A 20,817-nucleotide genomic window follows, 5' to 3' on the forward strand; every position below is an offset into this window, starting at 1 on the left:
GTAAACCACAAACCAAGCAGAACTTATCACCATCAAACACCAATAATACAGATGATTAAACCAATCTTTTCGCAACAAATATTTAACCAGCAAAAAACGCAAAAGTGTGACGCTCGTCACAAAAAGCGACTAATCCAAGCTTGTTTCACACGACATAAAAACTGACAGATGAGAAAAATACGGAGAGAGTTAAAAAATATAGGGGGAAAAGTAAATAAAAAGCCAGTTTTTCAACTGGCTTTTTATTATGAGCTAAATAATTATAGCTTTTGGTTGTAACGAATATAGAATTCGCGACCAATAGGGTCATAAAGACCTGAGTCGTATCCAGGGAAACCTAAATAATCATTTAGTGGCGGTTCTTCATCTAACAGATTACGAACACCGACATTAACTTTAGCATCCCAATTCAGGTTATAACCAACTTGCAAGTCTAAAATCCACTGAGCAGCAGTCTTAGTTAACAACGTTTCTTTATCACTGTTCAAATAAGTCTCTTCCTGGCTGGCGGTATAACGTGCAAATAACGATGCATCCCATTCACCTTGTGTCCAAGTCGTATTTAAGTTTATACGATATTGTGGAGATCCCAACTCACCCACGACATCCTCCATAGGTGCATCAGGACCAGCCTTCTCTTCCCACGTTAACACATAGTTTGTTTCTGCACCGAAGCGAAACTCACCAATGCCAGTTTCAAGTAGATAATTAGCATTGAAATCGATTCCAGAAGTACTCATTTTTCCTAGGTTCATATTTTTCAATACAATATGATCCACTTTACCTGTATCGGGATTACGAATGAGAATATCCGACACATCTAGGCCTGCTAACTCCATGTCAAACACATCTTGTGAATGCATGGTGGTGATGACGTTATCGATTTCGATGTCATAGTAAGACAATTCAAAATCAAGCGCATCGGTGGCATTCCATACAATACCAACAGATAATGAAGTAGACTCTTCCGCCTCTAGCTGCTCATTACCTTGATATTGCGCTTTATATTGTGCTCGACCACATTCTGCGACCCCATTCTTACAACCAACTTTATCTTCGGCCCATAAGAATGTTTCAGATGCATTAGCATACATATCGTCAAATGTTGGTGCACGGAAACCAGTTCCCCATGATGAACGTACCAGTAGAGAGTCAACGGGACGATAGCTGAAACCCACTTTCGGGTTAAAGGTAGTCCCAAAATCACTGTAATCATCAACACGAGCCGATAGCTCCATGTCTAAATCTTCAATGATAGGTAACAGGGTTTCTGCGGATAAAGAGAAAACTTCACGGCTCTTACCTTGGATAATATCACCACCAGAACTACCAACAATATTACCTAAATTTGATGCGGCATCACTCATCTTGTCATATTCAGTGCGGTTCCATTCAACACCCAGTGCTAACGGTACTGCCCCAGCCGGTAAATCAAACAGATCTAAACTTATGCTCGCATCAACGCCGTAAGTTTGTACACGTCCAGTAAATACCGCAGTGTGACCTGCTTGCTGCATCATCTCTTCATTGCTGCCAACTTCGTAACCAGCTCCGGCAGCAAAATAATCTAAATCACCACTATCAAGCATATCTTGAATGATGGCCGCATTAGCTGTACCAGTTTGTACAGTGCTCACATCAGAGCGGATCCACTGGGCACCAACATCCCAGGTTGCTCCCCCAAAAATATCAGCGTAACCATTCAACGAGGTTAGGAAGTTAATGTCGGTATCTTCAACTTTAGTTACACGCGGCCCAAGTGGAGTGGTACGCATTGATAATGCAATTTCACCGTTGCCTTTAGCATCTGGGTTCACACCAATAAACTCACCATTTTCATACATCAACTGATCGTTAAGGTATTTATTACCGTATTTTTTTACCGTCGCTTCATAGATAGCAGCATTTGCTTCTGTATATTTCAGTGTTGGAGAGTTACTGTTTGGCGCTGCCGCATATTGACCTTCAGTCCACACCTTAGTAAGCATTAAGCGGTTAGACCAACGGATATCATCTGTTAACTCATGATCTACTTTTAAAAAGCTAGATAAACGCTCCTGCGATGCCATAGTGGCTGACTCTGACGCAGCATTGTATTTACACTTACCGCCATCAATAATACTGTTTGGGTTTTCTTCACAACGTTCATCAGCAAAACTAACCGACTCAAAACCAGCAGCGTTACCTTCATCATCGAATAATGGTTTATTATAATCTGTGTAAGAGCCCGAACCAGGCCAACCATAACCACTGTATAAGGTGTCACTGAAATCACGATCAGCATCATATAATGGTGAGCGATTAAAGTACTCAACCGATGCTACTATATTAGTCTTCTCACCCACAACGCCAAATGTCATGCGTATGTTAGTACTCTCTCCACCACCGTGTTGCGTGATGCCTTGCTCTGCATCGATCTCTACACCTTCATATTCATTTTTAGTGATAATGTTAATCACTCCAGCAACAGCATCAGAGCCATATACAGCTGATGCACCATCACGAAGAACTTCAATTCTTTCAACTGCGGCCATAGGGACTACGTTAAGGTTTTGTGTGCCACCACCAAATGCCACTGACGATCCCATACGACGTCCGTCAATTAACACGAGTGTACGTTGAGGACCTAAACCACGCATACTTACAGTTGACTGTGACGATTGACCAGAACCGAAACCTGATGCATCACGGAATGAACCAAAGCTATTCTGTGACATATTACGGACAAAATCTGATACTGTGGCAACACCTGATGCGTCAATCTCAGCTCGGCTTATCACTGTAACAGGTGATGACGTTTCCATGTCTGTTCGTTGAATACGTGACCCCGTAACTTGAATACGTTCAACTTTAGCTTCTTCTTGCGCCGAGACACTCGTTGAAACCATGATCCCAGTACTTGACACAGATGCAATCAGTCCAAGCTTTATCGCTGTCGTTAACTTACTACGTGAATATCGTGCTGTTATAGCCATCTTAAGATGTACTCCCTAACTTATTTATTATTATTACGTCTCTTATGTTTCAAATGAATCACGGACGTTGATTTCGATACTGATGTTTCACCTTAATTCCGTCAATTAGGTATTTCATTAACAATCAACATGAAAAATGCTAATAGCATTAGTAAAGTAATAGATAAGGCGTTAACAAATAGAGTAATAATCTAAGGTGGGAACTCACAAACTTCATTCTCAACTGCATATAACGACAACACTGAAATATCACACCAGAACAAATCAAACAATTCAGCAACACGCAAATTTTCAATTACGTGAGTCAAGTCCCAACAAGATAATAATTCATATAATATTCACTCTAACAAGTGAGGCGAAATAAATTGATTCCTCAAAATTAGATGCGTTTCTTTGACGTTTCCTAACCAATCCCCCGACCCGCAACCACAACGACGACAATTAACAACAATTAAGCACCAAGCAGAATCGAGCTCAAGGTGATACATCTGACAACAATTGATTGCTACCCAGTAAAAACACAGCAAATAAGCAAAGACTGTAAAAAAATGTTACCGTCGCGAGAGTTATTACAGCATAATTAAGTGACAGCTAAAGAAATGCTACTCATCCAAATCTAAACCATTTAGGCTCTAAAAAGGTTCTTGTAAGCAATCAAACATAGTTAACTTGATAGATATATTCAGTCATTCTATGAATACTAGGCTAATAGGATTAGCAAATCATGTCGGAATTTAACCTGAAATAGGATCTATTAATGACGAGTGAAAAGCTATTGTAAGAAAGGAAAGAGCGAGAAACTGCAGTCTTCGCAATATATTTTCATTATCAAAAAAATAGAAGAGCAATGCTGCATCACTCTTCACTAGACTATTTGCACACTATTTGTCAGGTTGGATAATGTCAAAATGTTGATACGCACGTTGCGTCGCAATTCGACCTCTTGGCGTACGTTGAATAAAACCTTGCTGGATCAAAAAAGGTTCCAGTACATCTTCGATGGTTTCACGTTCCTCACCAATAGCAGCCGCGAGATTATCTAGCCCTACCGGGCCCCCCATAAATTTATCAATAATCGCCAGCAGTAACTTTCTGTCCATATAGTCAAAACCTTCGGCATCGACATCGAGCATATCAAGTGCGAGATCAGCGACCTTTTTATTGATAACACCATCATGTTTCACTTCTGCATAATCACGCACACGACGCAGTAACCGATTAGCAATTCTTGGCGTGCCCCTAGAGCGCTTAGCCAATTCGATAGCCCCCTCTTCATCAATAGGCAGTTCTAGAACATTAGCTGAGCGGGTTACAATAGAGCATAGGTCTTTAATATTATAGAACTCTAACCTTAAAGGGATCCCAAACCGGGCTCTTAAAGGTGAGGTCAACGATCCCGCACGTGTCGTGGCGCCTATGAGCGTAAACGGAGGTAAATCCAACTTTATTGAACGTGCAGCAGGACCTTCACCAATCATTATATCTAGTTGGTAGTCTTCCATCGCTGGGTACAAGATCTCTTCAACCACTGAACTTAAACGATGAATTTCGTCAATAAATAGCACATCACCAGGTTCTAGGTTCGTTAACAGAGCCGCTAAGTCCCCAGCTTTTTCAAGCACAGGCCCTGAAGTGGACTTTATATTCACTCCCATTTCATTGGCTACAATCATAGCCAAAGTTGTCTTACCTAAACCTGGAGGGCCATAGATCAGCATATGATCCAGTGCTTCACCACGATTTTGAGCTGCTTGAATAAATATTTTTAACTGTGCACGAGTATCATCTTGTCCCGTGTACTCATCGAGCGTTTTAGGGCGCATAGCCCTGTCAATTTGCTCATCACGCTCTTCAAATCCCTGTGGTGCAGCATGAATTAAACGATCTGCTTCTATCATCTCTTTCTCAATTTAATTTATAACATCGACTTAAGTGACGACTTGATCAATGTTTCAGAGCTCATACCATCTTGATATGCTGCTGATACAGCTTTACTCGCATGAGCAGGCTTATAACCCAAGGAAATTAATGCGGCAACCGCATCCTCTTCCGCACTGTTAATAACCGATGCTGGTGTATAATTAGATTTGAGCATGAACTCACGTTCAGAACCAGCAGAAGCTTCCATTAAGCTTTTCAGCTTATCACGCATCTCAATAAGTAACCTTTCCGCGGTTTTCTTGCCAACGCCAGGTAACTTAACTAATGTCGCGATGTCATCACGCTCAACACAGGCAACAAACTCACCAGCTGTCATACCAGATAATATGGTTAACCCGAGTTTAGGTCCTACTCCATTGGTTTTAACTAATAAACGAAACAGTGCACGTTCCTGTTTCGTGATAAAACCATAGAGTAATTGTGCATCTTCACGCACCACAAAATGGGTATATATTATTGTCTCTTGATGTAAATCAGGAAGCTCATAGAAACTAGTCAAAGGCATATGTACCTCATAGCCTAAACCAGCCACCTCGAGTAGTATTTCCGGGGCCTGCTTTTCAATAAGGATCCCGCGTAAACGACCTATCATTTATAACGTCCATATGTTTGTGCGTTGGCTCTTCCCCCCAGTGCAATTAAGCTCTGGCTGGTATGAAAATGACAAATGGCGACGCCTAGTGCATCGGCAGCATCAGCTTGGGGAGCCGCAGGGAGTTTTAAAATCTGTTGAACCATATGTTGAACTTGCGTTTTTTGCGCTTTACCTGTTCCTACAACCGCACTTTTTATCTGAGTAGCGGAATATTCGGCAACAGGTAAATTAGCATTAGTTGCTGCAACAATGGCTGCGCCACGCGCTTGACCTAGTTTAAGCGCGGAGTCGGCATTCTTTGCCATAAAAACACGCTCAATTGCAAAGAGGTCGGGTTGATATTGACGGATAATTTCAGAAACGCCATCAAAAATTTGTTTTAGTCGATAAGGAAAATCTTCAGAAGAGGTGCGAATACACCCGCTGCCTAAATAGATTTGGCTACGACCATTACATTGAATAACACCATAACCAGTGATCCTTGAGCCAGGATCGATACCAAGAATAATCGCCATACTTTAATCTAACGATTCCATGATCTCATCGGAGATCTCTGCATTATGATACACCTCTTGAACATCATCATGATCTTCAAGATTGTCGATTAATCGCATAAACTTGGGCGCTGTACTGGCGTCAAGCTCTGCTTTGGTAGAAGGGATCATGGTCACTTCGGCGTTAACAGATTCAAAACCTGCAGCATCGAGTGCATCTTTGACCACACCAAAATCCTCAGGAGCGCTAAATACATCAATCGAACCATCGTCATGCATCACCACATCATCGGCACCAGCTTCCAGTGCAACATCCATAATCTCATCTTCATCGATCCCTTCCTCATAAGAGATCACGCCACGCTTATCAAAAAGATAAGCTACCGAACCATCAGTGCCTAAGTTGCCACCAGATTTACTAAATGCATTTCTGACACCAGAAACAGTACGGTTTTTATTGTCAGTCATGGTTTCAACCATCACGGCAGTCCCACCGGGTCCATAGCCTTCATACATAATCGTTTCGAGTACTTGGCCATCGAGTTCACCAGCGCCACGCTTTATCGCACGCTCAACGGTATCACGTGTCATATTATTCGATAGGGCTTTATCGATTGCGGCACGAAGACGTGGGTTAGCATCGGGATCTGATCCCCCTTCACGGGCGGCAACGGTCAGTTCACGGATAAATTTAGTAAAAAGTTTGCCACGCTTTGCATCTTGCGCTGCTTTACGGTGTTTGATGTTGGCCCATTTACTATGACCTGCCATATATCACTCTCCTTATGTCGAGACAGTAAAAAACGCTTTAAAAAGCCGAGATAAACTCGGCTATTTAAATGATTAAGCTTGCTCTTCTTTGTTATCTTGGGTTTCGATAACCTCGATACCTAGTTCAATTAATTGAGCCGGATTCGCATAACCTGGTGCATTGGTTAACGGACACGCTGCAGTCGTGGTCTTAGGGAAAGCCATCACATCACGAATAGAACTCGCACCAGTCATTAGCATAACAATGCGATCTAAACCAAATGCGAGTCCTGCATGTGGGGGAGTTCCATAACGTAATGCTTCAAGTAGGAATCCAAACTTCTCATTGGCTTCCTCTGCTTCAATACCTAAAATTCGGAAAACGGCTGATTGCATCTCACTATTGTGAATACGCACAGAACCGCCACCTAATTCACAACCGTTCAATACCATGTCGTACGCGTCTGAAATAGCGGCTGTTGGATCAGCTTCTAACTGCTCAGGCGTGATCCCCATAGGCGCTGTGAATGGGTGGTGCATCGCATGTAAACCACCATCAGATGTTGGTTCAAACATCGGGAAGTCAACAACCCATAATGGCTTCCACTGACCTTCAAGCAAGTCAAAATCTTCACCTGCTTTAAGGCGCAATGCGCCCATCGCTTCAGAAACGATATTGGCTTTATCTGCGCCAAACAGGATCAGATCGCCTGTTTTAGCGTTAGTGCGCTCAAGTAAGCCTTTAACCACGTCTTCACTAAGGAACTTAAGTACTGGTGACTGAATCCCTTCAAGACCTTTATCAAGATCGTTCACTTTCATCCAGGCTAAACCTTTAGCACCGTAGATAGTGGCATATTTAGCGTAATCATCTAGCTGTTTACGGGATAATTTAGCACCGCCGGGAATACAAAGAACGGCAACGCGTCCCTCAGGATCATTTGCAGGGCCATTGAAAACGGCAAACTCAACCTCTTTAACAAGATCAGCAACATCAATTAATTCAAGAGGATTACGCAGATCCGGTTTATCTGAGCCATAACGACGCATCGCTTCAGCAAATGTCATCTTAGGGAATTCGCCCAAATCGACATTTAATAGGTCGTTAAATAGACCACGAACCATCTCTTCAGTTTTCGCCATCACTTGGGCTGATGTCATAAACGACGTTTCTATGTCTATCTGTGTGAATTCAGGCTGGCGATCAGCACGTAAATCTTCATCACGGAAACATTTCACAATTTGATAATAACGGTCAAAACCTGACATCATCAACAATTGTTTAAATAGCTGCGGTGACTGTGGTAGTGCGAAGAACTGACCTTTATAAGTGCGGCTTGGCACTAAATAATCACGTGCACCTTCCGGTGTTGCTTTGGTTAAAATGGGTGTTTCTATGTCTAAGAAGCCACTGTCATCAAGGAAGCGACGGACAGCACTGGTGACTTTCGAACGGAAAACGATACGATCAGCCATCTCTGGACGACGAAGATCCAAATAACGGTATTTTAATCTTTGTTCTTCAGTGTTGTGCTGATTTTTGTCCATGTTAATCGGCAAGGGTGCTGAACTATTTAAGATTGTTAGGCCTTTACCTAAGATCTCAATCTCACCGGTGCGCATATCTTGATTAATTTGGTTATCAGGGCGTGCACGAACTAAGCCCGACACTTGAACACAAAACTCACTGCGCAGTGTACTCGCAACATCGAACACTTCAGGTAAATCAGGATCATAAACAACCTGAACTATGCCTTCCCTATCACGTAGATCTAGAAAAACAACACCGCCTAAGTCACGACTACGGTTTACCCAACCGACTAAGGTTACTTCTTGTCCAACGTGAGACTTATTAACGTCTCCACAATATTGACTGCGCATCCAACTCTTTTCCTTTATCCGCAAACCTATGGTTGAAGAATATTCTAAACAACACAAAAGCGGCATTATAGTTAAATATTGCCGATTAAAAAACAACTTCACAGTTAGACGGTGAAGTATCACTCAATTCGTAAACTAAATACGCATAAAACATGCTGTCATAGCTATATTATCATGATGATTTATAACAATTCCCACCACTTTTTCTTGCCCTAAACATTAATTCACCAGCCGTCTTCAATAATGTTGCCGCCGTATCGCCATCGACAGGAAACATAGCGATACCGATACTGGTGGTAATATTGACTTTAGTTTGTGCTATCTCAAACTCTTCCGATAAACGACTCACAATCGCTTCAGCGACCTGACACACAATATCCAACTCTTTAGTACGATTCAAGATAACCACAAATTCATCATTAGAAAATCGCGCTAGAGTATCCGAACGTCTTACACAATGCCTCAACACTTGAACTAACTTTTTAATCAGTAAATCTCCCTCTTTGTGACCTAAATCGGTATTAATAGACTTTACTCCACCTAGATCAACAAAGAGTACCGCAAACGTAGCGAGTTCACGGCCATGGAGTAAAATAGACTGCTCTAGTCTGTCTTCCAATAATGAGCGGTTTGGTAATAACGTTAAAGTATCATAATTAGTAAGATGCAGGAGTTTACTTTGCAACTGTTTTCGCTGGCTTCTCTCTTGAAATAGTCGAAATCCCATTAAAATAAAGAGCGATAAAAATATTCCTAAGAACAACAACAGTGCCACCCACCCCAAATACCCTCCCTTAGAGGAGGACTCTACAGCGCTGGGAGTTATCCAATTACGGTAGATATCTCGACTATCTGCTTGGGTTAGATTGTTCAAAACTTGATTGATTAAGGGGGCTAGTTTGGCTTTATCTGGGTGAATGCCAAAATGACTGTGCTGTTCAGAAAAATCTGCTAATACAGACATTTTTAATTGATTAACCTGACTCTGTTTTAACGCCGCTGCCATGTTAATTACCTTTTCAATGAAGGCATCGGCCAGACCATCAGAAACGGCTTTTAAACCTGCTTGTGTGTCAGCAACTAACACCAACTCAACCCCATACCCAGGCACCATCAGTTCACTAATGAGCTGATAACCTTCAACGATGGCGACTCTTTGTCCTGACAATTGTTGCACATTAAAGATAGACTCTCTGTCTATAGGCGTTGCCAATGCCCAAGGTGAAGGCCAATAGGGATCACTAAAATGCAATTGTTTAGCACGTTCGACTGTTTTTGCCACGCTACCCGCGAGATCCACCTTCCCTTCAATAAGATCAGATATGAGTTCTTGCCACTCTTGATATTCAATCGTCTCAACTTTAAGACCCAGTTTATCTTGAAAAAGACGCACAAGCTCACTGTTTACACCGGCAAACATCCCCCTATTATCGGTATACTCCATTGGCTTCCAGTTATTTAGATAACCCACTTTTAACGGCGGTAAACGGTTGAGAAAAGCTTGTTCCTGTTCAGAGATATTAAGTGCTTTTAAATCATTGGAAAAAATGCGATTGTTACTATCTAACATCCATTTCTGTTCTATTTCGGCAAGCTCATCGCGATTGATAAGCGCAAATCCTTGTTTTATTAATGTCGAAAGTTTGGCATTGCCCCCTGCTGATAATACATAGATATCCGTATCAAATTCTAACTCCATAAACTGATAGAAATCTGACGCTACACCTTTTTGTACCAAATAATGTTGTGTCCATGCAGAAGAGGCGACAAAACTTGAGATATCTCCAGCTATGACGGCTTCAATCATGGCATCGACCGAGTTATAGAGCTTTAAATTAACATCAGGTAAAAAGTGCGTTAATTTATCCAGATAAGGCGCTGTAGGCACTGCTCCAATCCGGGTATGAGTCAGATCAGAGAGTGATTCAATCGGTTGTGCGAAACTAAATAAGCGACTTTTAACCTGATAGAGCAACTGCTCCCTTTGTAAACCCGTCTTAAGGCTCTCACTCTCCGGATACCCTATATGTACATCCGCTTGCTCATTGCGAACAAGATCCAGACTAGTATCCATGTTCCCTGTGGAGAATGAGATAGAGATCCCTGTTTTCTCTGACCATAAATTCCATATATCTACATATAAACCATGGAGGTGTCCATCGACACCTAGACTGACAAAAGGCTCTATCTCTACTGTTACCGATATCTGAAGCCTTCCTTGAAGCTCCCCCTTATCATTAGTTAATTGATACGGATAGTTTTCAACTTCCATTTCAATCACAAAAGGGGCTTCTTCAATGGCAAGTAACGAGGATGAGAAACAAATAAAGAAAAAAATGCTTAAAGATTGATTAAATAATTTCAAATTCAATTCCCAAAAAGTCACTAAAATGTATACGCAATGTTACTTTTAAGCCATTAGACAAAATTTTATCATAAATATCCAGTCCTAGACTTGCTGCAAACAGTCATGATTCGTTAGAATGACATGTTGAATTTATACATTAAAAACCAATGAACACTTCTCAAGATACTATCTACGCTCAAGCATGTGAAAACATTAGCGACTTTCAGTTCGATGAAAAAGTTGCAGTCGTGTTTAATGACATGATCACACGTTCTGTTCCTGGTTATGGACAGATCATAAAAACGCTCGGCGATCTTGCCCATAAATACGTCACTCAAGACAGCCATATTTATGATCTAGGTTGCTCCCTTGGCGCCGCAACGTTAAGTATTCGTCGCAGTATTGGCTCACGAAATTGCACCATCATTGCCGTAGACAATAGTCCATCGATGATTGAACGTTGCCAAGAAAAATTAGGGGCTTTTGTCAGTGATACTCCTGTGGATCTTGTTTGTGGTGATATACGCGACATTAAAATTGAAAATGCCTCCATGGTCGTGCTTAATTTTACGATGCAGTTTTTGGCCCCAAAAGACCGAGAGTTACTGCTAAGCAATATCTATAAAGGTCTTAAACCTGGTGGCATTTTAGTGCTATCAGAAAAATTGAATTTTGAAGACGACTCAGTTCAAAGTTTGCTTGATGATCTTCATCTCGACTTTAAAAGAGCTAATGGTTACAGTGAATTAGAAATAAGCCAAAAACGAAGTTCACTAGAACATGTAATGAAACCCGATACCTTAAACCAACATGAAATAAGGTTAAAAGAACAAGGTTTTAAACATTTTAACGTATGGTTTCAATGTTTCAACTTTGCCTCTATGGTAGTGATTAAGTGATATTTTTCATTCGATTAGTTGAAATAGACACCTTCATAGGCTTGCTTCGAAGCTATAATTCATTTCTTACACCATCTAAGGCGGCACTCAAGTGATCAGTTTTAGTTCATTCTACAAAAAAATTGCAGACTCAAGCCTTCAACATTGGTTGGAAACATTACCGGCTATTTTAGGTCAGTGGCAACGTGAACATAAACACGGCACCTTACCTAAATGGGAAAAAGTACTTAACAAATTACACTATCCAACACCTGACACCTTAGATCTTAAGCATTCTGTCACCATAGGAAGTGGCAACCAATTGTCATCTGGTGAACAACAAAAATTGGAAAACTTGCTGCGAATTTTTACTCCTTGGCGAAAAGGTCCCTTCTCAGTTCATGGAATCAACATCGATACTGAATGGCGTTCTGACTGGAAATGGGAACGTATCCGACCTCACTTGTCACCATTGAATAATCGCACAGTCTTAGATGTAGGTTGTGGCAGTGGTTATCACATGTGGCGCATGTTAGGTGAAGGTGCTAACCATGTTGTTGGTATCGATCCTTCAACGCTTTTCCTCTGCCAATTTGAAGCGATTAAACGTTTAGCGGGGGAAGACCTGCCTGTGCATCTATTACCTTTAGGCATTGAAAAATTGCCGCCACTTGATGCGTTCGACACTGTGTTTTCCATGGGTGTGCTATACCACAGACAATCACCCATTGATCATTTGTTGCAACTTAGGGAGCAATTGAGAACAGGTGGTGAATTAGTATTAGAAACATTGGTTATTGATGGTGATGAAAATACAGTTTTAATGCCAGAAGATAGATATGGCAAGATGAATAATGTATGGTTTCTTCCCTCTGTTGCGACATTAGCACTTTGGCTAAAAAAGGCTGGTTTTGTTGATATTAGGTGTGTCGATATTGATATTACATCACTGGCAGAACAAAGAAGAACTGATTGGATGCCAAATGAATCACTCGTCGACTACTTAGATCCAGCCAATATTGATCTAACCGTGGAGGGTTACCCTGCACCTAAACGTGCAACGTTTATTGCGACGAAAAACCAACCCAATAAAGATCTGATGTGATGATCAACTTGCGCTAACAATCTCCACAAAACTGGAAATAGCTAGCCTTAGTAGAGATGACCTCAAACTTTGAAAAACAAATACATTAGTAAATGGGAAGCACTATGTTTAAACAGATAATCTGTATTGCGATAGCGGCTGGCTTAGCTGGCTGTGCAATGACATCTCAAGAAAACGTAAACTTACCGAAAGCGGTCGACGTCTCGGTTCTAGACTCCAGTCTAGCGCGACAGCAAGCAGATTTGATTAAGATCATGGACGAAAATAAAAAAACTCAATCACTTGCAATATCAGAGTTGTCGTCACACATAGACTCTTTAACCCAAAAGATTTCAACATTAGAACAAGCACCGAAAGAGAAAATCATTTCAATTGCAGAAGATTGCCCTCCTTCACCTCTTGCAGGAAAGTTCATTCTTGGAGCGGTTGAAAATGTCTATGTTGAAGAGCTCAATGCCAGTTTCAATACGCGTATTGATACTGGTGCAGAATCATCATCATTAGATGCCCATAATATTATTTTGTTTGAACGTGATGGCAAGCAATGGGTGAGATTCGATGTGTTTACTTTAGGCAATAAAGCCCCAGCGCAAACTTTCGAATCTAAAGTGGAGCGTTTCGTACGAATTAAACAAGAATCAGATGAAAAAAGCGACCGTAGACCCGTTATCCAAGCACACTTGAAAATAGGTCAATACTCAGCGGAAACGGATCTCAACTTGGTCGATCGCAGTCACTTAGACTTCCCTCTTTTACTCGGCCGAAAGTTTATGTTAGACATTGCAGTGGTAGACGTTGGACAAACGTATATCCATGGCAAACAGAAGCTTTCCCGTGATACTGAAAAATAGGAATTTTTAAATGCACTCTAAAAAACCATTTTACATACTGGTTGCTCTGTTATTTATAGCTGGTATCGCCACAAGTGTCTTTCGCGGCGTCGAACACAAGGTTCCTTTTTTGCCCGGTAAGCAAGTTCAAAGTTGGGCTGTCGACGCAAAAGTCAGTTTTCAAGGAACTGGAGGCCCAGCAGAGGTCTCATTCTCATTGCCTAATGATCCCGCTTTTGAGGTCTTAGTCGAAAATGCCTCATCACCAGGTTATGGATTAACAATCAGCCAAGATAAACAGGGTCGTCGTGCCTTATGGTCTGTGCGATCTGCTAAAGGACTCCAAAACCTCTACTATAAAGTAACGTTAATCCCAACGGGAACGACAGAGGTCATTGCATCAGGAGTACCTGCAACCCCGCAAATCTATATTTGGCCCGCAACCGAAAAAGAGGCCGCGGAGCAGATTATTGACAAAGTTTGGGCTAAAAGTGCCACCAATATTACGTTTGCTCAGCAGCTCAATAAAGCATTAAACGCCTCCGATAGAAGTCAGAATGTCGAACTATTGCTTAGCAACAATACTCCGATTCAACTTTTCCTGCACATGTTGCATAATAAAGGCGTTCCAGCAAAAGAAGTTAGCGGTTTATTTCTTGAAGATCAGCGTCGTAGACAACAATTAACCAGTTTTGTTGAAGTATATAACGACGGTAAATGGGTGTTATTTAACCCCGCTGATGGAACTCAAGGACGTAGTGATGACGTATTGCTTTGGGATCGTTCAGGTACATCAACGCTAGATGTCACGGGTGGCGTTAACTCTCAAGTTAACTTTTCAATGTTACAAGACACCCGTTCAGCACTCGCGACCTCTTTGGATCTAATGAGAAATCAAGGCGCCTTGGACTTCTCGTTATACCAACTACCATTGGAAGAACAGAGTCTATTTAAAGGAATTCTGTTAATTCCTGTTGGCGTATTGATGGTTGTTTTCCTTCGCGTAATTGTAGGACTTAAAACCTCTGGTACTTTTATGCCGGTGCTAATTGCACTAGCCTTTATTCAGACTACTCTGCTTACGGGTTTAATTGGGTTTATTCTCATCGTCGCTTGTGGCTTGATGATCCGCTCCTATCTATCACAATTGAACTTACTCTTGATCTCACGAATATCGGCGGTGATCATCGTCGTAATAGGCATCATTGGAGTATTCACTCTTCTCTCCTATAAATTTGGACTAAGTGAAGGATTAACCATCACCTTCTTCCCTATGATTATTTTGGCATGGACCATTGAAAGAATGTCTATTTTATGGGAAGAGGAAGGCCCTAAAGAGGTCGTAATACAAGGTGGAGGCAGTCTGTTTGTTGCGACATTAGCTTACTTAGCCATGAGCGCAAGTTGGGCTCAGCACTGGGTATTTAACTTCCTAGGTATTCATCTAGTGATACTGGCTCTAGTATTATTAATGGGACAATACACAGGTTACCGTTTGTTTGAACTAAGACGCTTTAAGCCTTTGGCTGGAGAATAGTCATGAGATTTGAATTCGCTTGGCCTTCAGCACTGCATAAGAGTGGTGTGCTGGGGATGAATAAGCGCAATATTGACTATATTGGCCGTTATAATCCTCGCAAATTTTATAAGCGCGTGGATGATAAACTCACCACAAAACAACTTGCTCTTGCCAACAATATCGCAGTACCGTCTTTAATTGGCGTGGTTCGCGAACAGCATGAGATTGAAACAATTCCTGCCATGGTTAATGATAAAGATGGCTTCGTCATAAAACCCTCTAAAGGATCGGGCGGTAAAGGGATTTTAGTGATCACTAAGGTCGAAGCCGGACGTTACTACAAACCCAATGGGCAAGAGGTTAACCACAGTGAAATCTATCGTCATGTCTCAAACGTATTAAGTGGGCTCTTCTCATTAGGTGGCGCACCTGATGTTGCCATCGTAGAAGGACTTATTCAGTTTGACCCTGTATTTGATGGTTACTCTTATGAGGGAGTACCTGACATAAGATTAATCGTCTACAAGGGCTTTCCAGTCATGGGAATGTTGCGGCTATCAACAGCAGCTTCAGACGGCAAAGCTAACTTACACCAAGGCGCGGTAGGGGTTGGCGTAGACATTGGTACAGGTAAAGGCTTACATGCGGTACAGTTTGATAGGCCCATTGAGTTGCACCCTGATACCAATAAGAAACTCATCGATATTCAAGTACCACAATGGGATTTTCTACTTAATACCGCATCTAAAGCCTATGAGATGACTGAGATGGGTTATCTCGGCACAGATATGGTGCTAGATAAAATCAAAGGCCCTTTGTTACTCGAGCTCAATGCAAGACCGGGCTTAGCCATTCAAATAGCCAATGGCCGTGGTATTTTACCCTATTTAAATCATGTCGATTCATTAGGCAATCACAATATGACCGTGGGTGAACGTGTTGAATATGCTAAAAAGCATTTTAGCTATAGCGCTAAGCTCTAGTCTTCTTATTAGCATCAGTACGGCGGCTCAGGCCGCCGCTTCCCCTATTCCTATACTCATAGATCAATGCTTAAAATTGGCCTCACCCGCCACTCAATGGAGCTTAGGTTATGACGAAATTAATAATCGATCTAACACATTAATTAAGACCTACCAAACAGAAGAAGCGTTACTCGGCTTATTTAATATTAAAGATCGCTTACAATACTATAGAAGTTTCCCTGTAGCCCCACTACACAGAGAAGGCATACTGCAATGCCAGCTCCACCTCTCTGATATGATGAATGAAACCCTCAATTCCTCGATGATTCAGAAATTGGTACTCGCGCTTAAACAAAGCGAAAAAGCAGAGTTACAACAGTTAAGCATAAGAATAAGCACATTAATAAAAGATAAAACAAACCAAAAGGTAAAATCACAACTCTATACCGCGCAAGCAAATATCAAACAGGGATTGAGAAGCCAAAATTTAACCCTTAAATTTGACGGTACTGATTGCGTTTTACCTAACAAAATAAATCAAGAAAGCAATAGAAATACTAATTTTCACCTATCTATTGCCTCTTATTTAATAAGACAAGAAAATACTCATTGCCAACAGTTAGTTTGGCAAGCATATCAGGGACGGGCTAAAGAAAAAAATGCCCAAGCTCTCATGCTAATAGCCCAGATCAAGCAAGAGAATGCGCTTCAGGCGGGCTTTGCAGATCACAGTGATTTTACATTATCGAACCAATTTCTTTCCTCTGCGAAATTAGTCGCATTATTTCTGAACGCAGCAACAAAAGCGATAAATACGCCACCTTGGGAAGTAGGAAGAGAACTCGCAGATTCCATTAAAAGCCCTGTGGTACAAACTACATCTAGCGTTTTTATTCAGCGTATCTACACCAGAGCTAATGAGTTGGGTTTCACATTTGAAACCGTCACCGAGCATACCCATAGAGTCTGGTATAACGGTAGGCTTCTAGGTGATCTGTATTTCAATACAGGGAAACGTACTCGAGCCCAAAGATTAAGAGCGCCAGTACAAGGAGTTCAGTTTGGACAAGTTCAGATAAACACTAAAGCTATGCTAGCTAGTTACTGGGATAAACATGCTTTAGTAACGGCGATGTCGATTGCTTTATCACAACTATCTGCCACTAGTCATTACTATTTAATCAATACCTTAGGTGAAACGTCAGACACCTCACGTTTGGGGCAATACTGGTTGGAACTTTTTCTATCGGACAGTGTATTAGAACCTAAATTAGTGGGAAGTAGAGAAGATAAAATTGCCAAGTACTCAACCCAACTGAAAGTGTTCCGCGCTAAAGTTGCACTGGACTTCTATCGTAATGACCAATCTAAAATGTATGATGATCTCACGTTAGAATTCAGTAAATCCTTCGGACAATCATGGAACCAGCCCGAAAATCACGCTTACAGCTTTCTCGCGATTACAGATCTTGGGCCACTTTATTACCAAGAGATTTGGCAAGAAGCACTGGCTCACTTTATTTATCAAAGTACGCGTGGTTGCCTATATCAGCAAAGAGTATTTGAACTTTTGTTGATTAATGAAGATTCACTTAGCCTTAAAAACAAATTAACCACCCTATTGAACCAGTCCATCGACCCTGTTTCACTTATTAAAAGGATACAAGATGCATCCAATGTTGAAGACAAGCTTAGTCTCTCTTGCACTCTTTAGTTTTACCTCGCATGCAACGACAGCTGCTGAAAATGACGATGTAAGCTTTGCCCCACTGACTCATCAACAGGTCTATGATGGGATAAAAAGCAATTTAGAAGATCATCTATTTCAATTGCCCCCAAGAGTTCAAGGGCATTATGGTATTAGACAATATAGGATGACAGGAGATGATAAATACGCTAATGCGGCATTAGTCGATCTCTATGCAGTCACTGATTCTCAAGCCTTTTATGCATGTCAGCTCGATATACCGGGTTTTATTGACTCCGAAGCAAAAAAAGCGATTTCGATACTCGGTAAAGGCCCGAGAGCCAATGCCCGTAAAAAGGCCCTAAAACCGTTTCCTGAGTTTCTATTCTACACCGATGTCTTACTTCGTTTCTCCAGCCGTATCAATGAATTTAGCTTAACGGGCCCCTGTAATGACAAACTTATCAGTACGTTAAAACAGGCTAATTTAGAAGCGGGATTAACAGATAAGGCGATGATAAAATCATGGGCAGCCCAACTCATTAACTATGTCTACTGGGCCAAGCAACTTGGCGTTGGTGATTATTTAGCATCATACAAACAATCGTTTATCGAAGTATACCCAAACGATAAAGACAGTAAACTCACTAAAAAGCAGTTTAGAAATAAGCTCTATGGCATGACACATTTTATCTTTGCTGCCAGTGAATATTATCAACATGAAGTGGACGCGAAAGAGTTTGCTTGGATATTAACCTATTTCGAAAACAACATAGATCGCATATTAAAAGAGGCCACCGATGATATTATTGCTGAAGTAGGAATAAGCTTTCATCTAGCTGGCAAGTCAGACAATAAAATAGTGGCGCTCACACAGGCTCATATTGTAGACGCCTACGATCCTCAAGAGCAGTTTATTCTCTCTCCAATGGGTAATCCTGATATGGCGATGGGCGAGCATAGAAATGTATTGGCTATGATGCTACTTGACTGGCCAAAACAGTTACATCAAGGTCCTTACTTCCATAAAATTAACGCTACAAAGAAATACTTACCTAAGTTGATTGATATCAAAACTCTTGATATCAAAAGCTAATTCAATCTGGTTAGTCTGAATCTCTTTGGACTAATCAATTCCTTTCTAATTCATCAATTTCAATGCAACTTGGAAATGCTGGATTCAGTGGTAAGGTTTTCTTATTATAGGAGGGTTAAACTGAGAAGCTAAACGAGCTTGTCGCTTTAGAAGCAGGTAGATATCTATCTGATACAATGTCATTTAAATAGCTTGTGGAGGCTAATTCCAGAGTGCGAGCCTGTGATGCCAACTGACTGTTAATTTTATCAATAGTGTCAGCTACAGGGTTCTCTTCTTCTGTTTTCGATACGGTGATATCCCCATCCTCACTCACCTCAGTCCCTATACTTGTGTTAATAGGTTCAAAAATAGGAATACCTTCAATAGCCGACTCAGCACCAAGTAAAGGTGCCATCTCTTCCACTGATGGTGCATTTTGCAGTCTTTGATCTGCTAAGTCAGCCTTAGCCATATTGAGTATTCGAATCGCTTCAGCGGCCACCCGAATATCCGCCATTGATGGATCCGATGGTGCCATCGCCGCCGCATAAACTTGTCTCATTTTATTGACTGTTGCTAATGGGTTCCCCGATACCGCAGAGATATCGATTGACACCTCACCGTCAACGGCATATCGGCGTCCATCGCTTCCTTGCTCGTAACTCAGTTGAGGACTCTGCGCAAAGCTACCTCCAACGTTTGCGTGAGCCTGTTCATGAGATCGCACTTCAGCATCTCTTTTGGCAAGCTGTTCAAGCACTTGCTGTTCAACAGCGATCGCTTTCGCTTTATCTGCACTATCAGCTTTATCACTTGTTGAGTCACTGTTGTCAGATCTACCCGAATAGGAAGTAAAAATAGGATTAGTGTCACCAACGACTTTATCGCCCTCGTCTGATGAAGGAGGATTTTGCTCTGTTACTGCTGATGAATGTTCAATAGCAGAAAAATTAGGCTGAACATCATGGGGAACAACGCTAGCATTATCGAAGGGGTTCGCGTTAGCTTGATTCAATGAACCAACTAAGGCTTCATTTGCGGCAACTGTCGTTTCACTGTCAGGCTGCATGACTCGATTAGTTGAATTAACTAAACCGGTAATAGAAAGTGCACCTTGAGTTAAGCTAAAATTTACATTAGGCGTAACTGATGCTTCTACAGCCGAAAACTCCGAGCCTACATCAGGTGTTAAGTGAGTTTGAACGCTCGGTATATTTACCGCATCAACATGAAGAGATACTGATTTTGTTTGCACCAGTGCGGGTGTCGATGACACTGAAACGACTGGTGAAGTAGAAGGTGATAGAATTGAAGACGTTCGATTTGTGGGTGAAAGGCGCTCCCTTCCCCCCGCTAGGCCTGTCGACAAATTAGCGCCTAACATTGAGACTAGACCTCAATGTTGATAATAGTACCTACAGTCTCTGATGAGGTTTCTAACACTTCTGCAGACGCTTCGCCTTGATTCTGTGCTTCAACTGCTGAAATTAACGCTTCTGTTTTATCAACATTCTCAATCGGTCTTGCTTCACCAGACTCAGCACTTTGACTAGATTGGCTTGGCGCTGGAGTGGGAGAGGCTACATCAACAGTGGCTTGTGTTAAGCCAGACTGGGCACTCTGCAAACCGGCTTGTCCGGATGAATAACTGGGTGGTATTTGCATAACATTGGCTCCAAATAAGCTTCAAATAAAAACTAAATATCAGCGCTAACAGTAAGCTTGGAAACACTGCGGTTTCAAGGTTAATTATTGACCACTTTAGCTCAAAA

General features: G+C 41.6%; 16 protein-coding genes. 7 read left to right on the top strand and 9 right to left on the bottom strand.

Annotated features, from left to right (window positions below):
* Window positions 1–260 precede the first annotated feature (260 nt).
* From HWQ47_RS14365 to HWQ47_RS14395, 7 genes are all read right to left on the bottom strand, one after another.
* Complete coding sequence (locus tag HWQ47_RS14365; RefSeq protein WP_269966773.1) at window positions 261–2,975, bottom strand: TonB-dependent receptor plug domain-containing protein; 2,715 nt, start codon at window positions 2,973–2,975, stop codon at window positions 261–263.
* Window positions 2,976–3,856: 881 nt separating this feature from the next.
* On the bottom strand, window positions 3,857–4,873 hold the full coding sequence (gene ruvB / locus HWQ47_RS14370; RefSeq protein WP_269966774.1) for a Holliday junction branch migration DNA helicase RuvB: 1,017 nt from the start codon (window positions 4,871–4,873) through the stop codon (window positions 3,857–3,859).
* A gap of 17 nt (window positions 4,874–4,890) precedes the next feature.
* The gene (gene ruvA / locus HWQ47_RS14375; RefSeq protein ID WP_269966775.1) at window positions 4,891–5,508 is read right to left on the bottom strand and encodes a Holliday junction branch migration protein RuvA; all 618 of its coding nucleotides are present in this window, start codon (window positions 5,506–5,508) and stop codon (window positions 4,891–4,893) included.
* Window positions 5,505–6,026 (bottom strand): crossover junction endodeoxyribonuclease RuvC, encoded by a 522-nt coding sequence (gene ruvC / locus HWQ47_RS14380; protein ID WP_269966776.1) that lies wholly within the window; start codon window positions 6,024–6,026, stop codon window positions 5,505–5,507. The genes ruvA and ruvC overlap by 4 nt, the downstream gene beginning before the upstream one ends.
* A 3-nt stretch (window positions 6,027–6,029) precedes the next feature.
* A complete protein-coding gene (locus HWQ47_RS14385) occupies window positions 6,030–6,776 on the bottom strand; it encodes a YebC/PmpR family DNA-binding transcriptional regulator (protein WP_269966777.1) in 747 nt (248 codons plus the stop codon).
* A 72-nt stretch (window positions 6,777–6,848) separates the two neighbouring features.
* The gene (gene aspS / locus HWQ47_RS14390; RefSeq protein WP_269966778.1) at window positions 6,849–8,636 is read right to left on the bottom strand and encodes an aspartate--tRNA ligase; all 1,788 of its coding nucleotides are present in this window, start codon (window positions 8,634–8,636) and stop codon (window positions 6,849–6,851) included.
* A gap of 172 nt (window positions 8,637–8,808) precedes the next feature.
* Window positions 8,809–11,001 carry a diguanylate cyclase domain-containing protein gene (locus HWQ47_RS14395; protein ID WP_269966779.1) on the bottom strand — a complete coding sequence of 731 codons (2,193 nt, stop codon included), beginning with the start codon at window positions 10,999–11,001 and terminating at the stop codon, window positions 8,809–8,811.
* Window positions 11,002–11,150: 149 nt separating this feature from the next.
* On the opposite strand from HWQ47_RS14395, the gene cmoA reads away from it, so the two are divergent.
* The 7 genes from cmoA to HWQ47_RS14430 all read left to right on the top strand — a co-directional run bounded on the left by cmoA (window position 11,151) and on the right by HWQ47_RS14430 (window position 19,063).
* Window positions 11,151–11,882 carry a carboxy-S-adenosyl-L-methionine synthase CmoA gene (gene cmoA / locus HWQ47_RS14400; protein ID WP_269966780.1) on the top strand — a complete coding sequence of 244 codons (732 nt, stop codon included), beginning with the start codon at window positions 11,151–11,153 and terminating at the stop codon, window positions 11,880–11,882.
* 91 nt (window positions 11,883–11,973) lie between these two features.
* Window positions 11,974–12,966 (top strand): tRNA 5-methoxyuridine(34)/uridine 5-oxyacetic acid(34) synthase CmoB, encoded by a 993-nt coding sequence (gene cmoB / locus HWQ47_RS14405; protein ID WP_269966781.1) that lies wholly within the window; start codon window positions 11,974–11,976, stop codon window positions 12,964–12,966.
* Between the two features lie 104 nt (window positions 12,967–13,070).
* Window positions 13,071–13,817 carry an ATP-dependent zinc protease family protein gene (locus tag HWQ47_RS14410; protein WP_269966782.1) on the top strand — a complete coding sequence of 249 codons (747 nt, stop codon included), beginning with the start codon at window positions 13,071–13,073 and terminating at the stop codon, window positions 13,815–13,817.
* Window positions 13,818–13,827: 10 nt separating this feature from the next.
* Window positions 13,828–15,333, top strand: coding sequence for an inactive transglutaminase family protein (locus tag HWQ47_RS14415; protein WP_269966783.1), 1,506 nt, complete (start codon window positions 13,828–13,830; stop codon window positions 15,331–15,333).
* 2 nt (window positions 15,334–15,335) lie between these two features.
* The gene (locus HWQ47_RS14420) at window positions 15,336–16,298 is read left to right on the top strand and encodes an alpha-L-glutamate ligase-like protein (protein WP_269966784.1); all 963 of its coding nucleotides are present in this window, start codon (window positions 15,336–15,338) and stop codon (window positions 16,296–16,298) included.
* Window positions 16,261–17,994, top strand: coding sequence for a hypothetical protein (locus HWQ47_RS14425; protein WP_269966785.1), 1,734 nt, complete (start codon window positions 16,261–16,263; stop codon window positions 17,992–17,994). The genes HWQ47_RS14420 and HWQ47_RS14425 overlap by 38 nt, the downstream gene beginning before the upstream one ends.
* A complete protein-coding gene (locus HWQ47_RS14430; protein WP_269966786.1) occupies window positions 17,948–19,063 on the top strand; it encodes a DUF3541 domain-containing protein in 1,116 nt (371 codons plus the stop codon). The genes HWQ47_RS14425 and HWQ47_RS14430 overlap by 47 nt, the downstream gene beginning before the upstream one ends.
* 115 nt (window positions 19,064–19,178) lie before the next feature.
* Here the strand turns inward: HWQ47_RS14430 and HWQ47_RS14435 are convergent, their stop codons facing one another.
* Both HWQ47_RS14435 and HWQ47_RS14440 read right to left on the bottom strand, forming a co-directional pair.
* On the bottom strand, window positions 19,179–20,429 hold the full coding sequence (locus HWQ47_RS14435; RefSeq protein ID WP_269966787.1) for a putative metalloprotease CJM1_0395 family protein: 1,251 nt from the start codon (window positions 20,427–20,429) through the stop codon (window positions 19,179–19,181).
* Between the two features lie 5 nt (window positions 20,430–20,434).
* On the bottom strand, window positions 20,435–20,710 hold the full coding sequence (locus HWQ47_RS14440) for a chemotaxis protein (protein WP_269966788.1): 276 nt from the start codon (window positions 20,708–20,710) through the stop codon (window positions 20,435–20,437).
* Between the last annotated feature and the right edge of the window lie 107 nt (window positions 20,711–20,817).

This window comes from Shewanella sp. MTB7, assembly GCF_027571385.1.
Lineage (GTDB): Bacteria > Pseudomonadota > Gammaproteobacteria > Enterobacterales > Shewanellaceae > Shewanella.

What these genes read in the sequence shown, in the direction of transcription:
- HWQ47_RS14365 (WP_269966773.1), bottom strand. Translation starts at nt 2,975, where the DNA reads ATGGCTATAACAGCACGATATTCACGTAGTAAGTTAACGACAGCGATA.
- ruvB (WP_269966774.1), bottom strand. Translation starts at nt 4,873, where the DNA reads ATGATAGAAGCAGATCGTTTAATTCATGCTGCACCACAGGGATTTGAA.
- ruvA (WP_269966775.1), bottom strand. Translation starts at nt 5,508, where the DNA reads ATGATAGGTCGTTTACGCGGGATCCTTATTGAAAAGCAGGCCCCGGAA.
- ruvC (WP_269966776.1), bottom strand. Translation starts at nt 6,026, where the DNA reads ATGGCGATTATTCTTGGTATCGATCCTGGCTCAAGGATCACTGGTTAT.
- HWQ47_RS14385 (WP_269966777.1), bottom strand. Translation starts at nt 6,776, where the DNA reads ATGGCAGGTCATAGTAAATGGGCCAACATCAAACACCGTAAAGCAGCG.
- aspS (WP_269966778.1), bottom strand. Translation starts at nt 8,636, where the DNA reads ATGCGCAGTCAATATTGTGGAGACGTTAATAAGTCTCACGTTGGACAA.
- cmoA (WP_269966780.1), top strand. Translation starts at nt 11,151, where the DNA reads ATGAACACTTCTCAAGATACTATCTACGCTCAAGCATGTGAAAACATT.
- HWQ47_RS14410 (WP_269966782.1), top strand. Translation starts at nt 13,071, where the DNA reads ATGTTTAAACAGATAATCTGTATTGCGATAGCGGCTGGCTTAGCTGGC.
- HWQ47_RS14415 (WP_269966783.1), top strand. Translation starts at nt 13,828, where the DNA reads ATGCACTCTAAAAAACCATTTTACATACTGGTTGCTCTGTTATTTATA.
- HWQ47_RS14420 (WP_269966784.1), top strand. Translation starts at nt 15,336, where the DNA reads ATGAGATTTGAATTCGCTTGGCCTTCAGCACTGCATAAGAGTGGTGTG.
- HWQ47_RS14425 (WP_269966785.1), top strand. Translation starts at nt 16,261, where the DNA reads ATGCTAAAAAGCATTTTAGCTATAGCGCTAAGCTCTAGTCTTCTTATT.
- HWQ47_RS14430 (WP_269966786.1), top strand. Translation starts at nt 17,948, where the DNA reads ATGCATCCAATGTTGAAGACAAGCTTAGTCTCTCTTGCACTCTTTAGT.
- HWQ47_RS14435 (WP_269966787.1), bottom strand. Translation starts at nt 20,429, where the DNA reads ATGTTAGGCGCTAATTTGTCGACAGGCCTAGCGGGGGGAAGGGAGCGC.
- HWQ47_RS14440 (WP_269966788.1), bottom strand. Translation starts at nt 20,710, where the DNA reads ATGCAAATACCACCCAGTTATTCATCCGGACAAGCCGGTTTGCAGAGT.